Origin of the sequence: Paenibacillus sp. W2I17, assembly GCF_030815985.1 — a bacterium.
Taxonomy (GTDB): Bacteria; Bacillota; Bacilli; order Paenibacillales; family Paenibacillaceae; genus Paenibacillus.
In genome coordinates, this window is sequence record NZ_JAUSXM010000001.1 from 5,062,155 (window position 1) to 5,082,816 (window position 20,662).

Consider the following 20,662-nt stretch of genomic DNA (forward strand, 5'->3'; position numbering starts at 1 on the left):
ACTACCGATAACCAAAGGAGATTCTATATGACCACCAACCAAACGAAATATCCGTTTCAAGATACAGCACTAGAGTTAGACACCCGTGTGAAGGACCTTGTATCCCGCTTGACGGAAGATGAAAAAATTGAATCCATGCTGCAATATCAACCGGCAGTAGACCGTTTGGGTGTGCCTGCATACAAACACGGAACAGAAGCGGCCCACGGCTTGGCCTGGCTTGGAGAAGCAACATCTTTCCCACAACCGGTGGGGCTAGCATGCACATGGGATGCAGATCTGATGAAGGAGATTGGCTCCGTGCTTGGAGACGAGGCACGTGCATTTTATAAACGCAATCCGGCAGTGAACGGTCTTACGCTGTGGGCACCTACAGTGGATATGGAACGTGACCCGCGCTGGGGACGGAATGAAGAGGCGTATGGCGAAGATCCTGAACTGACAGCCGAGCTGACAACAGCATTGGTCAAAGGAATTCAAGGCGACCATCCGAAGTATTACAAAGCGGTCGCTACCTTGAAGCATTTCCTCGCCAACAATAACGAAGTGGATCGCGGAAGCGGTTCGTCCAGCATTGATCCGCGCAATATGCGTGAATATTATCTGAAAGCGTTCGAGAAGCCGTTTAAGGAAGGCGGCGCACAGTCCATGATGACGGCGTACAACTCCATTAATGGTACGCCAGCGTTGTTGCATCCTTTTGTGAACGAGATTGTCAAAGGCGAATGGGGCATGGATGGTTTCATTGTCAGTGATGCAGGTGACGTAATGGGCATCAAGAACGATCATAAATACTATGATTCCCACACACCAGGTACCGTAGAATCTGTGAAGGCAGGAATTGATAGCATCACCGATGATGCTGAGCTGTCCAAACAGGCACTGCGTGAAGGATTGGAACAAGGTACACTCACGATGGATGACATCGACAAAGCGTTGTTTAATACGTTCCGTGTGCGTTTCCGTCTGGGCGAGTTCGATCCGGAAGAAGGCAACCCGTACGCTGCTATTGGTGAAGAGTCCATGATGACAGAGAAAGCAAAAGAACTGTCGCTCAGAGCCGCAAGAGAACAAGTGGTATTGCTCAAAAACGACAAAGGCACGCTCCCGCTGGACAAAACAAAAGCTGGTAAAGTGGCTGTGATTGGTCAATTGGGCGGAACCGTCTATCGTGACTGGTATGCAGGCACCATGCCGTATAACGTATCCCCGCTTGAGGCGATCCGTGGCAAAGTAGGCAGCGATAAAGTATCGTTCAAGGATGGAAATGATCGCATTACGTTAACTTCCGTAGCCAATGGGAAGAAGATTGGACTAGCAGATGGTGAGAAATCACCTGTTGTTGCTTCGGGAGAAGCGGAGACGTTTATGGTGTCCGACTGGGGCTTCGGAAGTTATACCTTGCAGGCGGAAAGCAACGGCAAATATCTGACCACAGATGAAGAGACCGTAACGGCTTCCGCAGATGAAGTGTACGGCTGGTTCGTGAAGGAAGTATTCCACCTGTTGCCACAAGAGGACGGCAGTGTAGGTCTGACCACTTGGAATGGCAAAACGGTGACTGCACCTAATGGTGGAAACGATGCATTTGCGGTGTCCAAAGAACTGAAAACCTTTGGTGCCACAGAGACGTTCAAGCAGGATGTGGTTGTGAATGGACTTGAGGAAGCAGTAGAAGCTGCCAAGGCTGCAGAAACGGCAATTGTCTTTGTGGGTAATAATCCGCTTGTAAATGGTAAAGAAGAGATTGATCGTCCAAGTCTGGATCTGGCCGAATCCCAGCAACGTCTGGTTGAGGCGGTCTATGCCGCAAACCCGAACACGGTAGTCGTTATCGTGGGAAGTTATCCATTCACATCGAATTGGGTTCAGGAGAACATCCCGGCGGTATTGTACACTTCACACGCAGGACAGGAACTGGGTAATGCAGTAGCAGACGTACTCTATGGCGACTATGCGCCAGCAGGCCGTTTGAACATGACATGGGTACAATCAGCAGATCAACTGACCGACATCAAGGATTATGATATTATTCAATCCGGTCGGACATATCAATATTTTGAAGGTAATGTATTGTATCCGTTTGGACATGGTCTGACGTATGCAACATTTAAATACAGCAATTTGGAACTTAGCCCAACTCAAGTGGGTACAGAGGGCAACGTTACGGTAACTGTAGATGTGACTAATACCGGTACAATCGCCAGTGACGAAGTTGTACAGTTGTACGTTCGTGCAGGCAAATCCCGGGTGAAACGTCCACTCAAAACGTTAAAAGGATTCCGTCGTCTTCATGTCGAAGCGGGAGCTACAGCGAAAGTCAGCTTCACCTTGCCTGTTCAGGAACTGGCAATCTGGGATGTAACTCGTGATCGGTATGTCGTGGAAAGTGGAACTTACTCCATCATGGTTGCCAAGTCATCCTCTGATGTCCAACTGGTTGCAGACCTGACGGTAGAAGGAGAGACAATCCCTGCCCGTAATCTGGGTGTGGCTACTCGTGCCGAGAACTATGATGCTTACCTGGGTGTTGACCTGGATGAGAGCAAAGAGGGCGGAAGTGCTGTCCGTGTAATTGGAGAGCAAGGATGGATTGCTTTCAAGGATGCCGATCTGGGTAGTGGGGCAGTAGCAATTGAAGCTCGTGTATCCGCAGAACAAGCAGGCGCTGTGTTAGAAGTTCGACTCGGTTCACCAGACGGTACGTTCGCAGGACGTGTGGAACTGGCACAAGGTGAAGCTCAGCAGTGGTCTACCGTGAAGGCGGAACTCACAGGTGCATCAGGTGCGCAGGATGTATACATTGTGTTGTCAGCAGGTGTACGTATCAGTCACTTCGAGATCCGTTAAGTCAAATAGCTCATGAAAAAGCCTCCGAATGTATTCGGAGGCTTTGTTTGTTGTTTGCTATGAACCGTGCTTGTATTGTCCATTATACGTATTTTTACTTACCGTCAAACGTAATCATTTTTTGCACAAATTGCTTCAATTGTTTGTTGGTTTCATTCAGTTGCTCAATTGTACTCATAAAATTGTTTACGAGTTCAGCCTGCTCTTGGGAGCTTGCAGTGATCTCACCAAGTTCATTCTCCATGCCTTGAATGGATTGCCGAACTGAGAGAAGAGAATCTTCAATACGTGCCGTCGCTTCTTTGGTATCCACAGACAGTTTGCGAATTTCTTTGGCAACAACGCCGAAACCTGCACCTGCTTCACCTACACGAGCAGCTTCAATGGCTGCGTTCAAGCCGAGCAGATTGGTTTGTTCGGAGATTTCACGAATGAAGCTGGCGACTTGAGTGACATTGCCTGATTTCTGTACGGCTTGTTTGGAGTTATTCCGGATTTCTTCAGTTGTGGCACTGAGTTCCTCGGAGTGCGCAGCTACATGCTGTACACTGTCAATTAACTGGTTGGTCAGATTTTCGGTAGCGTCCATGAGCTGTTGCAGCTGGTTCTGGTCATCCATACTGTAGAGCAGGTTAAACAGGGCGATGACTTCACCTTGTTCATTTTTAATGGGAATAAAAGCTACGTCAAAAGGAACACCGAATAAATCTTTAGGGTAGTGATCGAATCGTTTGACTGTACCGCCGTTGAGATCAGCAAAATTTCGATTTCCATCCAATAGAGGGTCGCCGGGTTGATAATTCAGTTGTTTTAACGATTCCCCCGCTGAGAAATATAGGAACTTCTCATGATCAATAACGGAGAGGGTTACATCCTGACGAATCGTATCTCGAAAGAAAGGCATACATGTAATTAATGCTTGAACAATATCCATATAAAAGATGATTCCTCCCTGGTTACCTTATGTAAACGGTTAAATTTTAAATGCTAACTTAATAACTACCTATATTATATATCGTCATGCAATAGAGAAGAAAATAGAGAGAATGGATAAAACCTATTTCTTAAAGAAGACCGCTATACGCCAAAAAGACACGAGTCCGCTGGGGACCCGTGCCTTGTTAGTTGGTGAGGGGAGTAAAACCAATGTTTACCGCATACTGAGCTGCATTGTAACGATGGTTCGAGTGGCTAGTGTTGCACTGACATCAATCAAACGCTGATTCCGACTGCCGCGGAAGGGCAGGGAGACATCACGCTCCGCTTCAACGTATCGACCGTCAATAATCACATCGCATAACCGGGCAAGCTCCGCTCTTGCAGGGTCGGTAATCAGTTCTTCATATTCGAATCCCGTGTAGGCCCATACCGTCAGATCAGGACGTGCAGCGCGGAGCTGTCGGACCCAAGACGTACATTCTGCTGCCGAGAAAAAGGGGTCACCACCACACAATGTAACGCCATCCAGCAATGGATGGGTCGTCACTTCATGCAGAATCTGCTGCTGCCGCTCCTCGGTAAAGGGCTCACCCGCTCGAAAGCTCCATGAATCTGGACTGAAGCAGCCCGGACAGGCGTGACGACATCCGCTGATGAACAACACGGCACGCAGGCCTGTCCCTTCATTCACCGATTCCGGGATGTAACCATATAGATTCACCGGTGCTTCACCCGATCCCGCACTTCGGCCTGCTTCGCAGCATTGAAGCGTACTTTGTAATCTCCGGTCAGATAGCCGGTTACGCGGCGCAACCGCTGGAAGTGTACATGGTTCTCGTGGGCTTCACAGCTTGGGCATACATCCCCGATGACGCCTTCATAACCACATGCAGGGCAGCGATCAATCGGGTGATTAATGGAGAAATATCCGATATCCTGCGCCAGTGCATACTGTACAATTCGCAGGAAAGCTGTGGTGTTGGCCCGAACGTTTCCGTCAAGCTCCACATAGGAGATTGCACCCGCGTTACATAATGTATGGAACGGGGCCTCCAGTTCAATCTTCCGATAAGCTGGAAGAGTGTGGTATACCGGGATATGGAATGAGTTCGTATAATACTCCCGATCATTAACTCCAGGAATGAGACCATAATGCTCTCTGTCGATCTTCGTGAATTTGCCGGACAACCCTTCAGCAGGTGTGGCAAACAGTGTGATGTTTAAGTTATGCTGCTCGCTCATCCGGTCACAGAACTCTCTCATGGTCCGAATAATGTTGAGCGCTTCGCGGTGTACATGAGGGTCCTGCCCGTGATGACGCCCATAGAGAGCTGTCATACATTCAGCGAGGCCGATAAAACCAAGGGATAACGTGCCGTGTTTCAGCAGATCCGCAACGGGTTCATTGGGAGCGAGCTGCTCTCCACCTTCCCATACACCCTCCCGCATCATGAAATCGGATGCCTTCGCAGGTTGCGCGGTCTGGATTCGGTAGCGATGTAACAGACCGTTAGCAGCATTATGCATCACGGATTCCAGTGCGGTGTAGAATCCTGCCCGATCCGCAACGGCTCTGCTGCCTTGGCAGATACCAAACCGGATGCCGAGCTTGACGAGGTTAATGGTGTTGAAGGACAGATTACCTTTACCACTTTGACGATTGCGACCAAAGCGGTCAGCCAGTGTACGTGTGCGGCATCCCATAGTTGCGATGATCGTATCCGGATCTTCTGGATGATAGAAAGGCAGATTGAAAGAGGCATCCACATTGACAAAGTTGGGATACATCCGCCGGGATGAACAGGTGACTGCGAGCCGGAACAGATCATAGTTCGGCTCTCCTTGAGCCTGATTGATCCCCTGTTTACATTGGAAAATATGTTGAGGGAACACGGGAGTCTCCCCGTTGCCCAGGCCACGGATGGTTGCTTCCAGCAACGAGCGTGATACCAACCGACCTTCTGCTGATGTACATAATCCATAGTTCAGTGAAGTAAATGGAATCTGACCACCCGCCCGGCTGCTCATCGTATTCAGGTTATGAATCAGTGATTCAGCAGCTTGTCCTGTCTCCAATTCAGTCTCTTCATAGGCGAAGGCATATGCCCACGGACACTGATTCTTCGCTTCGATGCTGTCCAGATGAAGCTGTTCATCCTCGAGCAGGGCATGCTCACCAAAGAGCCGTTGCCCTTTGCGATAATGTTTGCGGAAGGATCGCTGTACATAAGGGGCCAAATCCCAGTCAATTTTATTGGCCGATACACCGCCATATTGACTGTTCTGCTGGGATTGGAAGATGATCGCAACCAGAGCCATGGCAGACATGATCGTCTGAGGTGTACGAACCGATCCGTTACCAGTGTTGAAACCCGCAGCGAGGAGACGGTCAAACGGGATAAAGATACAGTTGGTCGTTCCGAGTGCATACTGATCCAGATCGTGTACATACAGATCTCCGTTCTCCACAGCTTGAGCAAGCTCTTCCGGCAACACATGACGCAGAGCATGCCACTTGGCGGTCTCCGAACCGAGCCTGCTCATCTTACCGCTGAAGGAGTCTCCGTTCAGATTGGCATTTTCCCTCAGCGTATCGGCGTCTTCTGCGCCAATAATTCGTCTTCCCAGGTCGGATAATAGATCGGATGCCGGTGGAGTGGCATACTCAAGCATGTTCATATAAGGTTCCTCCTAAAATGATTTGGTTATCATTCAATTCACGTTAAATACTATATGTAGATTCGTATTATCCATTTATAAACTATATGTGGTTTTTTGGGTGTGATAATGGTCACACAACGTAGTGGGCAAAATGGACTTTCCTTTAATTGCTGCGGATAAAGGTTCCCAAAGTTTGAGTAGAAGCGTATAATTTCTAGTTATCCTGCAAGGATAATTATCCGAAGTCGGACAAGATAGACTTTAATCAAGCTGAAAAGGCGATTGCAATACATTTTCGGTCTTTAAACTATCAGTTCAAGACCTGCTTTTGTCCAAAAACGGGCTATCGGCAGGCAGTATGATTCTCTTTTACTTCTACGGTGTTAATCATATAAGTATAGATTGTGACAGCTATTCGGAATCTTGATGAACCCTTGTACGTGATTAAACATTCTGATATACAGATTAGAAAGTGCAGCTAAGACAAAAGGGGTGGATCATGGGGACGGCAGAAGGCATTACGAGAGGCTTCTATGAAGATATAAAGGAAGCTGCGGCCCATATCGTAGACGTATTAAGCGGTATATTGAAGGTCAATACCATCTTTGTTGCCACGAATGACGGGGTGACCAATGTCATTTTGGAGGCCTTTAATCGTACGGAAGAGTTAGTTGTTAAAGGCAGTGTACTTCCATTTACGGATTCATATTGCAGTCTGGTATTAAGAGACAACGGTAGCGTTCTTACGATTCCGGATACATGTGAACATCCGATGACACGATCCATGGGCGTTACGAGCGGACTTGGCAATCGCTTCTTCGTGGGCGTGCCTATTATGAGAAGATCGGGCGAAACATTTGGTACCATCTGTCTGATGGATGATCCTGGTTATGTGATCAGCGAAACCGATATGAAGACAATGAAGGCGATGGCTGTATTCCTGGGCTATGTTGACGATCTGGAGAGCACGTTGCATGTTCAAGAGCGGAAATTGAGTGATTCGGAACAAATGCAAGAACAGCTCCAGGCAGAGAAAGAACGTGCCGAATCTGAGGCCATGACCAAAACACAGATGTTGAAATTGATGAGTCACGAGATTCGCAATCCTTTGAACGGTATTTTGGGACTGACAGATCTGATGCGCACACCGGATATGCCCGAGGAGCAGTCTGAATATGTGAACATGATTGAGACGAGCGGTAATATTCTGCTTTCCTTGCTGAATAATATGATGAATTTCAACATTAATGAAGCAGGTAAAACGGTTATACATGATGATCCGTTTGATCTGGTAGGTACCATTGAGAATACCGTGTATCTCTATGCCGGGATTGCGACAGGCAAGAACATTGAGTTGGGATTAAATCTTGAACTGAATGTATCTCAAGTGTTCGTTGGTGATGAAGTCAAGATTGGACAGTTGCTTGCACACGTCATTCAATATGCTCTCGATTCAACGCGTGAAGGTTCGGTTCTGATCACAGCAGTGGTGAACGGAGAAGAATTGGAAGAGACCGGAACACTTCTGCTCAAGGTGAAGTACACGGGTCAGATGTTATCGGACAAGAAGACACAAACTTTTAACAGCCAAGATGAAAATTTGAATATCCAAAAACTGATTGGAAGCAATCTGGGTTTAGCTGTAAGCCAGAATCTTGCCATTCTCATGCATGGCCGTATTCAGGTGAGCAGTGTGAAGGAAAATGAGACGGAATTCAACATTTCCCTTCCGTTACGCAGATACTGGGAGTTACCTCAACTCGCAAGTGTTCAGCAGCGATTAAAAGGGAAAAAGGTGTTACTTGCCAAGGATCCTGACATTCTGCAAGGCGTCTCTTCCCTGATGCGTAGGTGGGAGATGGATGTACACATGACCTCGGGTTTGACATTAGCGCATGATTGGATCAAGGAAGGATTCATGCCGGATGTAGCCGTTGTGGATATGGGATTACTGGAAGGCGGCGCGGTTGATTTTGTACATGAACTGAAACAGCGACTGGAGAATCTGCCTGTCATTGTTCTTGTTCCTTATGGTATGCACATTGAATTGCATGAAGCAGAAGCCTTTGATGCTGTTCTGACCAAGCCAGTCAGACAGGCTGATCTGTTGAATGCATTGAGTATTACTTTGCCTTAAATCATAATCATAGATAAATCTTTATGCGGCGCACCCTATAGGTGCGTTTCTTTTCATTTTCCATTTTCTGAGCCAAAGCCCTTTTATTCCGAGCTGGTTACGTTACAATAGAAAGTGAACTTCATCTTTATAACCAACAGAGGAGGATATGCAATCAATGGATTATCGCAGATTAGGTGGAAGCGGACTGAAAGTAAGCGAGATCAGCCTGGGAAGCTGGCTGACGTACGGAGGGTATGTGGAACGTGAGAATGCGGTGAAATCAATTGAAACTGCATTTGATGAAGGAATTAACTTTTTTGATACTGCCAATGTATACGAACGGGGTGCAGCAGAAGAACTGCTGGGGCAGACGCTCAAAGCATATTCCCGTGACTCTTATGTACTTGCAACCAAAGTATTTGGCAAAATGGGTGATGGTCCGAATGACCAGGGGCTGTCTCGCAAACATATCAAGGAGCAATGTGAAGCCAGCTTGAAGCGCCTGGGCGTTGAATATGTGGATATCTATTACTGCCATCGTTATCATACCGAAACACCTATTGAAGAAACACTCCGCGCGCTCGATGATCTGGTACGCCAAGGCAAAGTGTTATATGTAGGTGTCAGCCAGTGGACTGCGGCTCAGATGGAAGCTGCGTTGGGTACAGCAGATCGTCTGCTCCTCGATCGTATCGTGGTCAATCAGCCGGTGTACAACATGTTTGACCGTTATATTGAAAATGAGATTATCCCGCTCGGCGAGCGTAAAGGCATCGGACAAGTTGTATACTCCCCGCTTGCTCAAGGTCTATTGACCGGGAAATATACGTCCGTTTCCGATATCCCAGAGAATAGCCGTGCTGCCAAGCTAGGATGGAACGAAGGAAAGATCAATGCGGATCGCATCGGGAAAGTTCGTCAACTGATTGAAGTGGCGGACAAGCTGGATCTGAAGGTTGGCCAACTGGCCCTTGCCTGGATTCTGCGCCAAAACAATGTATCCAGTGCACTTGTAGGGGCGAGTCGTCCCGAGCAGGTAAAAGAGAACGCGGCTGCATCTGGCGTGAAGCTGGATGCTGCCATTGTTGAGGAGATTGAGAGCATCCTTGCTTGATCTGCCTGTCAGTACACAAGCTGAGATGATATGCAATGATCTATAAAAAAAGGGATGTCCTGTACGCCTGAATGGGCGAACGAGACATCCCTTTTTTGGAGAACGTTGAAAGGTTATATCGTATTTTAAAGTGTAAGAGGCAAGGAACGATAAGTTAAGGCACACACACGGTTACGCCCTGTATTCTTGGCTTCATATAAAGCACGGTCGGCCTGTTCGAAGAAATCGTCATCATCATGATCATCACAATGATCCGGATATACGGCTACACCAATGGAGATGGTTAGACGTGTCGTGTGCCCGTCGGGCAGAGCAAAATGGTATTTCTCTACCGCCTGCCGGATAGATTCGGCGGTAGCAACGGCCTGACGGTGTCCACAGTCGAGCAAGAGAATGGCGAATTCTTCCCCACCGTTTCGTGACACGATATCAGCAGAACGTGCATGCTCAATGAGCAGTTGTCCAAGTTGCTTCAGGACCGCATCGCCAGCGGAATGACCATAGGTGTCGTTTACCTTTTTGAATCGGTCAATATCAATGGCAAGCAAGGAAAGCTTCTGTTGGTAATCTCGCGCACGCTGGAGTTCCAGTTGAAGTGATTTTTCGAACTGTCGTCGATTGCTCAGGTTGGTAAGATGATCGGTAGATGCTCTTTTTTCCAATAGAAATAACATTTCATTGGATTTATTAATGAATTCTGCGATGAAATAGATAAATAATCCACCGGCAAAGGAAATGGTCATTTGTAACGGATATATCTTCATTAATGAATTCATGCTGTCTGTATTCAACATAAGGATGATAAAGATTAATGTCATGCCAAGCAGATTCATTGTAATTATTTTGGTCAGTCTGGACCAGGGAGCATAGGCGAAGTATACACCGGACAGTCCGATCAGAGTCATGACAAAACCTGCATCTATGGCAGAGGATGATAAGCCGAACATCAGAATACGAAGGACCGAGATCATGAGTCCCGTAACAACCGAAGCCAATCCTCCCATATATACCGCTGCGGTAACGATGGCCAGATGCCGTAGATCTACAATTGTAGTCTCGTTCAGAGGGAAGGAATAGTTCATGAGTACTGTGCCATATATACCGAATAATAAGCCGCCGATCAACTGAACACGTAACGAGGGAAAAGGCAATCGGATACTATAGAACTTTGCGATGATCCCGGATACATACATAAACGTAATCATGACACAGATATTAATGAAAAAAGTGCTAAACAACCGACATTCCCCCTTTTTACGCACATCTCTATATTTTATCTGAAAAGTGGTGGTGTAGCGAACCATATTATCCCAAAATTATGAGGGGATTGCTGGGAAAGATGTTTTATTTGCATATACAGGATGTTAGAGTGATATTGACTTCAATATACAATGAGATTTATACTTAATCTAAGTCAAAATGTATTCCTTCTTTTTGGGAAGACCATCATAAGTAGAAGATCAGCGTCTGATTTCATATAAAATGGATCAATAATAAAGGAGAAATGGTTGTGAGAACTTTAAATCTGACGATACAACGGCAAGCGGTATATGATGTGGTGCGCCATTCAGAGGATCACCCGACAGCTGCTGATGTCATGAATCGACTCGTGGAACAAGGATATAATCTGGCCTATGGTACGGTGTATAATTCACTTCGTTATCTGACGGACAAAGAATTGATAAGGGAGCTTAAACTCGGAGAGACAGCAAGCCGGTACGATGCCCGTATGGATGATCATCAGCATATTATGTGTGAAGTGTGCGGCAAAGTGGACGAGGTGATGACAGAGGTTCCTCCACAATGGATGAAACAGGTAGCTGAAGAAACCGGATATGCAATCGATCATGCTCATGTGGTCTTTGGAGGTGTCTGCGGGGAATGCAGAAACAAACGGATCAAGTGAAAATAAAACTGCCTGGCCGCCGTTTACCCCTAAGGGTTAAACCAGCCTTGTCTGACTCAACACCACTTGTGGACAATTGTCCTGTTACACGGCGTGTTATTCTGATCAGCCCGATGCCGGGGCAGGTTCATGAACTGGTAAAGGCCTTAACGGATAGCTGCTTTGATGTACTGGTCTTCCATCGCTGGGAACCGGATCTGCATGAGCGTCTTGTCTTTGATCTGTTAATCTATGATCTGTCTGTTGCTGGAACTATCGATGCATTTGCCGGCATTAGCAGCCGATTGAATCGTGAGGCTGAGCATACAACCCCTTGTCTGTATCTGGTCGGTGAGAAGATGATTGGCAGCGCAAGTGGACCGATGCTTCAGGAGGAATTGCTGGTGTGGCCTGCACGCCCGCAGGAAGCACTTTACCGGGTGCAGCGCATGATTGGCAACAGCCCTGCTTTGCCCAACCGTGGTTTTTTGCCTGAGGAAGGGCACCGTATCGGGTTTAAGGATCTGTGGCTTGATCGTGAACGGATGAGTGTACAGCGCGATAATAACCGAATTCATCTAACCAAGACCGAATATGATCTGTTACTCAAGCTGATTGATGCCAAAGGTGCAGTCATTTCCCGTGAGGAGATGCTCAGCGATATCTGGGAAACGGACTTTACGGGTGGAAGCAATGTGGTCGATGTTCATATCAAAAGCTTGCGCAAAAAATTGGGCGATAACGCATCTTCGCCGCAATATATTGTCACTGTAAGAGGAGTGGGCTACCGCCTGGCGGATTAGTCCGCTTTTTTTTTTGCCTAATGTTATCGTTCCCCTCATGTATTTTCGGGTAAAACCTAATGGATATAGTAAATCCGGATCACTTCCTTAAAAGCATGTTCATAGTTCATTCATGAAGTGTTGAAGAACCTCATCTTAATCTCATGTGAACCTCATGCAAGAGTAGAGAGGGACATGTTAGAATCAATTTAACAGTTAGATCAAGTCTAAATGTATATTTAAACCGAAGCCGAATATGATCTTAATAGTAGATATATAACAGCCGTGAGACCCATTAGAGGAGGACGACATGATGACAGAACGTATGACTACGAATCAGGGAGCACCTGTAGGTGACAACCAGAATTCTCGCACAGCAGGCAGACGAGGGCCAACACTGCTTGAAGACTACCATCTCATTGAGAAAATAGCCCACTTTGACCGTGAACGTATTCCCGAAAGAGTTGTACATGCGAGAGGTGCTGGAGCCCATGGTGTATTCACGCTGGAGCAGAGCATGAAGGCTTATACAACAGCGGACTTCCTGCAAGATCCGGGTACGGAGACGGATGTGCTGGTTCGTTTTTCAACCGTTATTCACGGTACGGGATCACCAGAGACTGCACGAGACCCGCGTGGATTTGCCGTCAAATTCTATACACGTGAAGGCAACTATGATATCGTGGGCAACCATCTGCCCGTCTTCTTCATTCGTGATGCCATGAAGTTCCCTGACATGGTTCACTCCCTGAAGCCAGCTCCGGATACCAACATTCAGGACCCAGCTCGCTATTGGGACTTTATGACCCTCTCACCAGAATCGACACATATGATGACCTGGTTGTTCTCTGATCTGGGCACACCGGCGAGTTATCGGGAGATGGATGGATTCGGCGTACATGCTTTCAAATGGATTAATGCACAGGGGCACGTTCACTATGTGAAATATAAGTGGGAGTCTGCACAAGGGGTTCGAGGCTTCTCACGTCAGGAAGCTGCCGAAGTACAGGGCCAAGACTTTAACCATGCTACGCGTGATCTGCGTGAACATATCAAGAACGGGCAATACCCGCAGTGGAAGCTTCAGGTGCAACTGTTGAAGCCTGAACAGATGGATGATTTTGCTTTTGATCCACTCGACCCTACGAAGACCTGGCCTGAGGATGTACTCCCGTTCCATACGGTGGGAACCATGACCCTGAATCGTAATCCGCAAAACTTCTTTGCTGAAGTGGAGCAGGCTGCGTTTTCTCCTAGTGCGGTTGTACCTGGAATTGAGCCTTCTGAAGATAAGTTACTGCAAGGACGCTTATTCTCCTATCCAGATACACAACGTCACCGGCTTGGAACGAACTATTTGCAAATTCCGGTGAATTGCCCGTACGCACCCGTTCGTAATCATCAGCGTGATGGACTCATGAATGTGAATCAGGACCCATCCCCGGTGAACTATGAACCCAACAGTTCCGGGAACAGCCCGCAGGAAGATCCGGCATACCGGGACAGTCAGGTTCCGTTGCAAGGGTACGTTACAACAGAGAAAATCGAGAAGACGGATGATTATACACAGGCAGGGGAGCTCTTCCGTTCATTCACTCCTGTAGAGCAGCAGCATTTGCTGGATAATCTGATCAATGACCTTAAGGGTGTATCTGTTGATATTCAAATGCGTGCCCTGTGCCACTTCTTCCGAGCGGATGGACAGCTTGGCGGACGTTTGGCTCATGGACTCGGCGTGGATATTTCTGCACATATGCCGTCACCGGATGGAAAATAAAGTGCAGTTTGAACTTGTACTCACAACATCATACTGACTGATATTCGTTGAAGACCGGGAAAACCGCGAACGTGCGGAATTTCCCGGTCTTTAACCTTTTTTACTGAAATGGAAAACAAATTTACAAATCATTTACATAAAATAGCTGACATAGAGGTTGACTTCTCATTTGTTGGCACTACAATGGGTAGTGTGAGGGGTGTCAGAAAATGAGAATACACAATTTCAAAGTGGGTGAGCGTGGGCTCAACCGATTTTTCGGTCCGCTGGAGGCCAAGATCATGGACATTTTATGGGCTCGTCCTGGCAGCAGCATCCGTGAAGTGCAGACCGCACTTGAACAAGACAAAGACGTCAATTTTAATACAGTCATGACCGTGATGAACCGGCTCGTAGACAAGGGACTTCTCGGAAAGTCGCAAAAGGGCAGAACATCTTTGTACCAACCGGTACAGAGTAAGGAGGAGTTTATGAACGACCAATCCAAGGAACTGTCACATGAGTTGGTGGATGAATTCGGCGCTTTGGCATTGAATCATATGCTGGATGCGCTGGACGAAGCAGATGCGGGTCTGATTGAACGACTGGAACAGAAGATCAAACAATGGAAAAAGGATAGCGATTAAGATGTGGAAGACCCGCTCGAAACTTTTGTTTACCGTCGGGTTTGGCATTCCGTTACTCGTGTTCATGCAGATGTTCATGTACGCGATGTACAAAATTTTTGGCTGGGACATCCCGTTTAACCTGCTCTGGCTCTGCAATCATTGGATGAGTCGACTCGGTTGGTTATCCGTGGGACATTTCCTGCTGGCACTGGTATTGCTGACATTTGCGGGAACAGGCTGGTTGCTAATGGTGCGTATGATGAAAACCAGGGCAGCCGTACGTAAGCTTCGCTCCATGGAGGTGTGTGCATTGTCTCGCGAACTGGAGTCCAAGTATCACCATCTCGGACAGCCAGGATTCATTGTGGTGGACAAGCATTCTCCGGTTGCATTTACAATTGGTCTATGGAGACCTTGCATTGTACTCTCCACGGGACTTCTGACGATGCTGGATGCAGAAGAGGAGACGGCAGTTGTGTACCACGAAGTCCATCATCTGTGGCACCGTGACCCACTGAAGACGACACTGTTATCGGTATTTGCAATCATGATGCCGTATATTCCCGTATTGAAGCATACTTCGAAACATTACAATATTGTTAGAGAAATTCTGGCAGACAATGAGGCCATTGAGCGTACAGGCAACGTGGCAGGCATTGGCAGTGCTTTGCTCAAGCTGCTCCGTGCTTGTCCTGAACCTTGGGGAGCCAAAGAACTGACCGTTCAATCCTCATTTGCGGATACGTCGGTGAATGTCCGAATTTCACGTCTGTTGGACCCGGAACAGGACGTGACGCTGAGGTTGCCACGTTATGCTGTTCTGATGTCGGCTACTGTTTTTCTATTGCTGTCTATCTTGTTTGTTTGGTCCATCGGATAGATTAATTGGGCTAAATGTGAATTCGAATATAACGAGGAAGGAAGATGAACATGAATAATGTGTAGAGATTGGATTACTTTTCTCAAGGATTATGATCGGTTTGATTTTTGTATTGCACGGCTGGAGTAAATTCGAAGGTGGAATCAGCGGAACGGTAGGTTTTTTCGAAAGTATTGGTATTCCCGGATTTCTCGCATCGGTTGTAGCCATCATTGAGTTGGTAGGTGGTGCAGCGATGATTCTGGGTCTGGGAACACGTGTGTTTGCTGCCCTGTTTGCCATCGTGATGGTTGGCGTTCTGTTTACAGCCAAAGTGGGTGAGCCGTTCCTGAGTGGTACCGAGTTAGATTACCTGCTGCTGGCGGGTTCCCTGACACTGCTCTTCACAGGAAGCCGTCTCCTGGCCGTGGATTATCTGTTCTCCAGACAAGTGAACGCTCGCCAAAATGTGAGTGCTTGAATTGACTAACGATTGCTAAAAAATAATGAATTGCAGGATGAGTCCTGTAACGAGGTTCTTTATTGACCAGGCCGGTTCGGGAATTGATTTGCGAACCGGGCTGATCAGTAGAGAACTTTTTTCTAAATATAGGAAAGTATATCATTTCGCCATTCTTTATCTATATTTCTTCGGAATGAAACACGCTGAGCCGCCAGAGGACGGCGACAGCCGTTTCACCTTGTTTGGACGACATGCCTGAGGTTTGTTACAATGAGAATAAGTACGCTACTAAGAAAAAATAAGGAGGATGCATTTTATGATTAACGTCATTCCATCCGATGCCCGCTCCAGCTTCGATCGAGGCTGGCTCCGTGGTAGTCACAGCTTTTCATTCGGAGAATACCAAGACCCGGAGAATACGGCGTTTGGACCGATGCGGGTAGCGAACGACGATGTGATTGCGCCTGGTCGCGGTTTTGGAGCTCACCCGCATAGTGATATGGAGATTGTATCCATCGTACTGAACGGCAAGTTACGACATGAAGATAACCTGGGCAATGTAGCCGTTACAGGTTTCGGTGGTATTCAGCGAATGTCAGCAGGCAGTGGCATGATTCATACCGAACATAATGCATCCGATACCGAAGAAGTACGATTGCTTCAGCTCTGGTTCATGCCACAGACAAGAGGGTTGGAGCCCTCCTATGAGACCACATCATTTGATCCAGCGGCATTGGCAGGAGCACTCGTGCCGATTGTATCCCCAGATGGGGGGCCGAGAGTTGCGACCATTCATCAGGATATGACGATTTACCTTGGCCGATTAGCCAAAGACGAAACGTTAACCTTTAATCAGGATCCGGGCCGCCGAATGTACATTTTCTCCATCGAAGGCAAGCTGGGATTGGATGGAGAGTACCTGTTGAACGAAGGCGACACGGCTCGTGTGGAACAGCAGGATTCAATCGAACTGCAAGGAAACGAAGATACGTTCTATATGATTATTGATTTGCCGTAGATGGCTGATGAAATGAACTCCAAGATGAAGGAGGATATACACGTATGGCGCAACAGGAATGGTTTATGGTTAAACATGCGGTGACCGGGCGAGGATTAGCTAATAGCAAAACAGATTCCCTGTCCTATCGCTTCCAACAGGAGGGGACAGGCTTCATATTTACCGTTACGGGTCTGGACGAGCAGATTGTGGAACAGATTATGGAGCTTAGACAGGAACTGAACGTATTTCGCTTCGTCCAACGCAAGGACCAGCCCCTTTTGAAACACTGGTACTACGTAGATGGTGAACGGGTAGTGTACGACAGGGAGAGTCACACGCTAAACATCTATGCGAAGTCGGAGATTCGTTATGTGCCTGAAGATTATTTTGCGGATTAACGTGTAAGTAACGATAGAACTGGAACATCCCAGAGGTCTCTGTTAAATACAGAGGCCTTTTTGCTGTCTGAAAACTCAGAGAATTTAATCGTAATTTTGCAAAAAGACCACATAATTCCCAGCTGTCTGGCACAAGCTACCTTGTATAAAAACAAGAACGGAGGGGCGGCATATGGCGGACAAAACATCTGGGAAAGACAAGTCCCGACAACCGGGACGAGCTTCAGAAGAGAAAAAACATATCCCTTTGGGACTGCCGTCCCCGCCTTTTCTGCGGCAGCCGATTAGTGCAGTACATGAAACTCAGATTCAGGCGGTAAAGGAGATATTCTCCGATTGCTCGGATGTGGTTTTTCGCAACGTCATGATTACAGCTGAAGTGAAAGGACTTCTGGTCTACATCGAAGGCATTGTTAATTCGGCTGATATTCAGGAGCACATGCTGCGTCCGATTATTCGAGGTCTGGTGCAGCAGCGCACAGATGAACCCGATGTTCCGCTGGACGATACACGCGTAGAGCTGACGCAGGTGAAACGAGTTGAAACTTGGGCTGCTGCGACAGAAGGTGTGCTTGCATCCTCTGCACTTCTGGTGGTCGATGGAAGTGCCGAAGCCTGGATGTTCAATGTCAAAGGTGGCGTAAGACGCGGTGTGGAGGAACCTCAGACGGAATCGGTCATTCGGGGGCCACGAGAGGGGTTTACCGAAACGTTACGTGTGAATACGGCTTTGCTGCGGTTCAAGCTGAAAACACCTTCTCTCAAGATCGTGAGCATGACCCTTGGCACAGAAACCAAGACCGATATCGTTCTAACCTATCTGGAGGATATAGCTGATCCTAAAACGATTCAGGATGTCAAGAAACGTCTGGAAAAAATAAATATCGACGGCATCCTGGAGAGTGGGTATATCGAGGAGTTAATTGAGGATCATCCGTATTCTCCTTTTCCACAGATGCACTATTCGGAGCGTCCGGATACGGTAGCAGGCAATCTGTTGGAAGGGCGGTTTGCCATTATGGTAGATGGTACTCCCTTTGCGTTGATTGCTCCAGTCACGATGTGGCAGATGCTGCAAGCCAGCGAGGATTATTACGAACGATTCTTCATCAGTAATCTGGTGCGTTGGATTCGATTTTTGTTCGTAGCCATCGCTCTATTTCTGCCAGCGCTATACATCGCTATTACGACATTTCATCAGGACATGCTGCCAACCACATTGATACTGAGTATTGCCGGGGCACGGGAAGCTATTCCTTTTCCGGCACTGGTTGAAGCTCTCATCATGGAGCTATCCTTCGAGGCACTTCGTGAAGCAGGAGTCAGGTTACCGAAAACGGTAGGGCAGGCCGTCAGTATCTTGGGTGCCCTTGTAATTGGGCAGGCAGCCGTTCAGGCAGGGATTGTATCTGCACCGATGGTTATTATCGTATCCATGACAGGTATCGCTTCCTTTACGATTCCGCGGTTTAATTTTGCGATTACCGTTCGTCTATTGCGTTTTCCAATCATGTTACTGGCTGGCATGTTCGGACTGTATGGCATCGTGATCGGTCTGGTCCTGATTTCGGTACATCTGACCCAGATGACCTCATTTGGTGTGCCTTATCTGTCGGGTCTTAGCCCATACAGCAAAACGGATACCAAGGATATTCTCATTCGTGTGCCGTGGTGGAAAATGATCAATCGTCCATCTACCGTCCATGATAACCAGAAACGGATGAATGAGAAGATTAATGGTTCCCCCGAAGCAGAGGAAGGGTGGTAAACCCATGCAATTTATGTATAAATACCGGGCAGTTATAGCTCTGTTGTTATGTACCTCTCTCATTTCAGGTTGCTGGGATCGAGAGGAAATAAATGATGTTGCCTTTGTAATTGGTATCGCTGTGGATAAGGAGGAACAAAACTACAGATCCAGTCTGCAGATTGCTCTTCCAGGACAATCTGGTTCTTCGGGTAGTGAAGGAGGAGGAGGGGGCACAAGTGGTGATAAATCCTGGTTCATATTGTCCAATACAGCCAAAACCTTTCACGGAACATCTCTTGAAGGGCAAAAGGCGCTCTCACGCAGAATATATTACGCTCATCGGCGTACTCTGCTAATCGGTGAGGATTTGGCGAGGGAGGGCGTTGCCCCTATGCTGGATTTAATGACACGTTATCCGCTCAATCGTTTCTCAGCGTTGCCGGTTGTGACAAGAGGAGAAGCATATAAGGTCATGGATACTGATGCACCCATAGAAAAATTTCCATCTGAGATGGTACGGGAATTGTGTTTTTTAAATATGCGAAATCCCCGCTCGCTCAAGACGTTTATAGATTCCATTCTTAGCGAAGGCGTAGATCCTTTTCTGCCCATAGCTTCGGTTGTTGACACTGTGCCCCAGAACTGGAAGGACCCCAAAACGAACATCAAGATGGATGGATTGGCCATTTTCAAGAAAGACAAGCTGGTAGGCATGATCGATAAAGCACCGGCAGATGCACTGATTCTGGCCATGGGTGAGGCCAATGCACCAGAGGTTATGGTCGAGGCTCCAGGGGGAGAAGGAGATATATTCATTAAACTGAACGAGAACAATTCTTCGCTGCATCCCAGTGTCAAGAATGACAAGGTTAAGGTGAGCATTCAATTGTACGCCAAAGGAGTTATCGTCGATAACGAATCGAATTACGGTGACCGGCGGGAGGATGAGATATTAAAGATAAATGACGCCATCCACAAGAAAATAAAGTCAGATATTGAGGAAGGCATCCGATTGGTTCAGCAGAAGTATCGTGCCGATATTCTTGGAATCGGTCGATCTATCCATCAGCACTTGCCGGCGGAATGGGACAAGATGAAGGATCGATGGGAAGTCATTTATCCTGAAGTTGAGGTAACCGTTATTCCCCATGTCATTATTGAAAATGTAGGAGTGATCAATAAACCGATCGGTGTCGTGGAGGAGGAGGTCGTACATGATTAAACCGCTTTTGTTTACCTATCTGGGCATGGCAATTGTGGTGATCTTGATGGATTTCAGACATATGAAGCAGGCAGCAGCCATTAATCGCTGGATATCCTATGGTCTGATTGCAGTGGGAACGGTCATTTGGTTCTATGTCACTCACTTGAGTAAAACGCTTTATGTCACAGTATGGATAAGCCACGTTATTCAGCGATTTTTACCTTTACCATAGATTGCAGATTAACTTACGGAA

18 protein-coding genes are annotated in these 20,662 nt (G+C 47.3%); 14 read left to right on the forward strand and 4 right to left on the reverse strand.

Going from position 1 to position 20,662, the window contains the following annotated elements; translation table 11 throughout:
• Window positions 1-27 precede the first annotated feature (27 nt).
• The gene (locus tag QF041_RS22725; protein WP_307415774.1) at window positions 28-2,850 is read left to right on the forward strand and encodes a glycoside hydrolase family 3 C-terminal domain-containing protein; all 2,823 of its coding nucleotides are present in this window, start codon (window positions 28-30) and stop codon (window positions 2,848-2,850) included.
• A gap of 94 nt (window positions 2,851-2,944) precedes the next feature.
• Here the strand turns inward: QF041_RS22725 and QF041_RS22730 are convergent, their stop codons facing one another.
• The 3 genes from QF041_RS22730 to QF041_RS22740 all read right to left on the reverse strand — a co-directional run bounded on the left by QF041_RS22730 (window position 2,945) and on the right by QF041_RS22740 (window position 6,468).
• Window positions 2,945-3,784 (reverse strand): methyl-accepting chemotaxis protein, encoded by an 840-nt coding sequence (locus QF041_RS22730; protein WP_307415775.1) that lies wholly within the window; start codon window positions 3,782-3,784, stop codon window positions 2,945-2,947.
• A gap of 216 nt (window positions 3,785-4,000) precedes the next feature.
• Window positions 4,001-4,510 carry an anaerobic ribonucleoside-triphosphate reductase activating protein gene (gene nrdG, locus QF041_RS22735; protein ID WP_307415777.1) on the reverse strand — a complete coding sequence of 170 codons (510 nt, stop codon included), beginning with the start codon at window positions 4,508-4,510 and terminating at the stop codon, window positions 4,001-4,003.
• The gene (locus QF041_RS22740; RefSeq protein WP_307415778.1) at window positions 4,507-6,468 is read right to left on the reverse strand and encodes an anaerobic ribonucleoside triphosphate reductase; all 1,962 of its coding nucleotides are present in this window, start codon (window positions 6,466-6,468) and stop codon (window positions 4,507-4,509) included. Before QF041_RS22740 ends, nrdG begins: the two co-directional genes overlap by 4 nt.
• Window positions 6,469-6,949: 481 nt before the next feature.
• On the opposite strand from QF041_RS22740, the gene QF041_RS22745 reads away from it, so the two are divergent.
• Window positions 6,950-8,587, forward strand: coding sequence for an ATP-binding response regulator (locus QF041_RS22745; protein WP_307415779.1), 1,638 nt, complete (start codon window positions 6,950-6,952; stop codon window positions 8,585-8,587).
• Between the two features lie 157 nt (window positions 8,588-8,744).
• Window positions 8,745-9,683 carry an aldo/keto reductase family protein gene (locus QF041_RS22750; protein ID WP_307415780.1) on the forward strand — a complete coding sequence of 313 codons (939 nt, stop codon included), beginning with the start codon at window positions 8,745-8,747 and terminating at the stop codon, window positions 9,681-9,683.
• 125 nt (window positions 9,684-9,808) lie between these two features.
• Here the strand turns inward: QF041_RS22750 and QF041_RS22755 are convergent, their stop codons facing one another.
• On the reverse strand, window positions 9,809-10,921 hold the full coding sequence (locus QF041_RS22755) for a GGDEF domain-containing protein (protein ID WP_307415781.1): 1,113 nt from the start codon (window positions 10,919-10,921) through the stop codon (window positions 9,809-9,811).
• A gap of 272 nt (window positions 10,922-11,193) precedes the next feature.
• On the opposite strand from QF041_RS22755, the gene QF041_RS22760 reads away from it, so the two are divergent.
• The 11 genes from QF041_RS22760 to QF041_RS22810 all read left to right on the forward strand — a co-directional run bounded on the left by QF041_RS22760 (window position 11,194) and on the right by QF041_RS22810 (window position 20,641).
• Complete coding sequence (locus QF041_RS22760) at window positions 11,194-11,589, forward strand: Fur family transcriptional regulator (RefSeq protein ID WP_036612807.1); 396 nt, start codon at window positions 11,194-11,196, stop codon at window positions 11,587-11,589.
• The gene (locus QF041_RS22765; RefSeq protein ID WP_036612804.1) at window positions 11,565-12,371 is read left to right on the forward strand and encodes a winged helix-turn-helix transcriptional regulator; all 807 of its coding nucleotides are present in this window, start codon (window positions 11,565-11,567) and stop codon (window positions 12,369-12,371) included. The genes QF041_RS22760 and QF041_RS22765 overlap by 25 nt, the downstream gene beginning before the upstream one ends.
• A 292-nt stretch (window positions 12,372-12,663) precedes the next feature.
• The gene (locus tag QF041_RS22770) at window positions 12,664-14,127 is read left to right on the forward strand and encodes a catalase (protein WP_307417037.1); all 1,464 of its coding nucleotides are present in this window, start codon (window positions 12,664-12,666) and stop codon (window positions 14,125-14,127) included.
• A gap of 209 nt (window positions 14,128-14,336) precedes the next feature.
• Complete coding sequence (locus QF041_RS22775; RefSeq protein ID WP_017691824.1) at window positions 14,337-14,753, forward strand: BlaI/MecI/CopY family transcriptional regulator; 417 nt, start codon at window positions 14,337-14,339, stop codon at window positions 14,751-14,753.
• Window position 14,754: 1 nt separating this feature from the next.
• Window positions 14,755-15,615, forward strand: coding sequence for a M56 family metallopeptidase (locus tag QF041_RS22780; protein WP_307415782.1), 861 nt, complete (start codon window positions 14,755-14,757; stop codon window positions 15,613-15,615).
• 67 nt (window positions 15,616-15,682) lie between these two features.
• Window positions 15,683-16,075: a DoxX family protein gene (locus QF041_RS22785; RefSeq protein ID WP_307417038.1), complete on the forward strand. Its 393-nt coding sequence runs from the start codon at window positions 15,683-15,685 to the stop codon at window positions 16,073-16,075.
• 298 nt (window positions 16,076-16,373) lie between these two features.
• Window positions 16,374-17,075 carry a pirin family protein gene (locus QF041_RS22790; RefSeq protein WP_307415783.1) on the forward strand — a complete coding sequence of 234 codons (702 nt, stop codon included), beginning with the start codon at window positions 16,374-16,376 and terminating at the stop codon, window positions 17,073-17,075.
• Between the two features lie 44 nt (window positions 17,076-17,119).
• Window positions 17,120-17,455: a hypothetical protein gene (locus QF041_RS22795; RefSeq protein WP_307415784.1), complete on the forward strand. Its 336-nt coding sequence runs from the start codon at window positions 17,120-17,122 to the stop codon at window positions 17,453-17,455.
• Window positions 17,456-17,627: 172 nt separating this feature from the next.
• Window positions 17,628-19,223, forward strand: a complete 1,596-nt coding sequence (locus tag QF041_RS22800) for a spore germination protein (protein WP_307415785.1) — start codon at window positions 17,628-17,630, stop codon at window positions 19,221-19,223.
• A 4-nt stretch (window positions 19,224-19,227) separates the two neighbouring features.
• Window positions 19,228-20,427 (forward strand): Ger(x)C family spore germination protein, encoded by a 1,200-nt coding sequence (locus tag QF041_RS22805; protein WP_307415786.1) that lies wholly within the window; start codon window positions 19,228-19,230, stop codon window positions 20,425-20,427.
• A complete protein-coding gene (locus QF041_RS22810) occupies window positions 20,420-20,641 on the forward strand; it encodes a hypothetical protein (protein ID WP_307415788.1) in 222 nt (73 codons plus the stop codon). The genes QF041_RS22805 and QF041_RS22810 overlap by 8 nt, the downstream gene beginning before the upstream one ends.
• Window positions 20,642-20,662 lie beyond the last annotated feature (21 nt).

Bases quoted from the DNA above. Each gene is read 5' to 3' on its own strand.
- QF041_RS22725 (WP_307415774.1), top strand. From the start codon at position 28: ATGACCACCAACCAAACGAAATATCCGTTTCAAGATACAGCACTAGAG.
- QF041_RS22780 (WP_307415782.1), top strand. From the start codon at position 14,755: ATGTGGAAGACCCGCTCGAAACTTTTGTTTACCGTCGGGTTTGGCATT.
- QF041_RS22750 (WP_307415780.1), top strand. From the start codon at position 8,745: ATGGATTATCGCAGATTAGGTGGAAGCGGACTGAAAGTAAGCGAGATC.
- QF041_RS22775 (WP_017691824.1), top strand. From the start codon at position 14,337: ATGAGAATACACAATTTCAAAGTGGGTGAGCGTGGGCTCAACCGATTT.
- QF041_RS22790 (WP_307415783.1), top strand. From the start codon at position 16,374: ATGATTAACGTCATTCCATCCGATGCCCGCTCCAGCTTCGATCGAGGC.
- QF041_RS22770 (WP_307417037.1), top strand. From the start codon at position 12,664: ATGACAGAACGTATGACTACGAATCAGGGAGCACCTGTAGGTGACAAC.
- QF041_RS22730 (WP_307415775.1), bottom strand. From the start codon at position 3,784: ATGGATATTGTTCAAGCATTAATTACATGTATGCCTTTCTTTCGAGAT.
- QF041_RS22765 (WP_036612804.1), top strand. From the start codon at position 11,565: ATGCAGAAACAAACGGATCAAGTGAAAATAAAACTGCCTGGCCGCCGT.
- QF041_RS22740 (WP_307415778.1), bottom strand. From the start codon at position 6,468: ATGAACATGCTTGAGTATGCCACTCCACCGGCATCCGATCTATTATCC.
- QF041_RS22810 (WP_307415788.1), top strand. From the start codon at position 20,420: ATGATTAAACCGCTTTTGTTTACCTATCTGGGCATGGCAATTGTGGTG.
- QF041_RS22795 (WP_307415784.1), top strand. From the start codon at position 17,120: ATGGCGCAACAGGAATGGTTTATGGTTAAACATGCGGTGACCGGGCGA.
- QF041_RS22805 (WP_307415786.1), top strand. From the start codon at position 19,228: ATGCAATTTATGTATAAATACCGGGCAGTTATAGCTCTGTTGTTATGT.
- QF041_RS22800 (WP_307415785.1), top strand. From the start codon at position 17,628: ATGGCGGACAAAACATCTGGGAAAGACAAGTCCCGACAACCGGGACGA.
- QF041_RS22745 (WP_307415779.1), top strand. From the start codon at position 6,950: ATGGGGACGGCAGAAGGCATTACGAGAGGCTTCTATGAAGATATAAAG.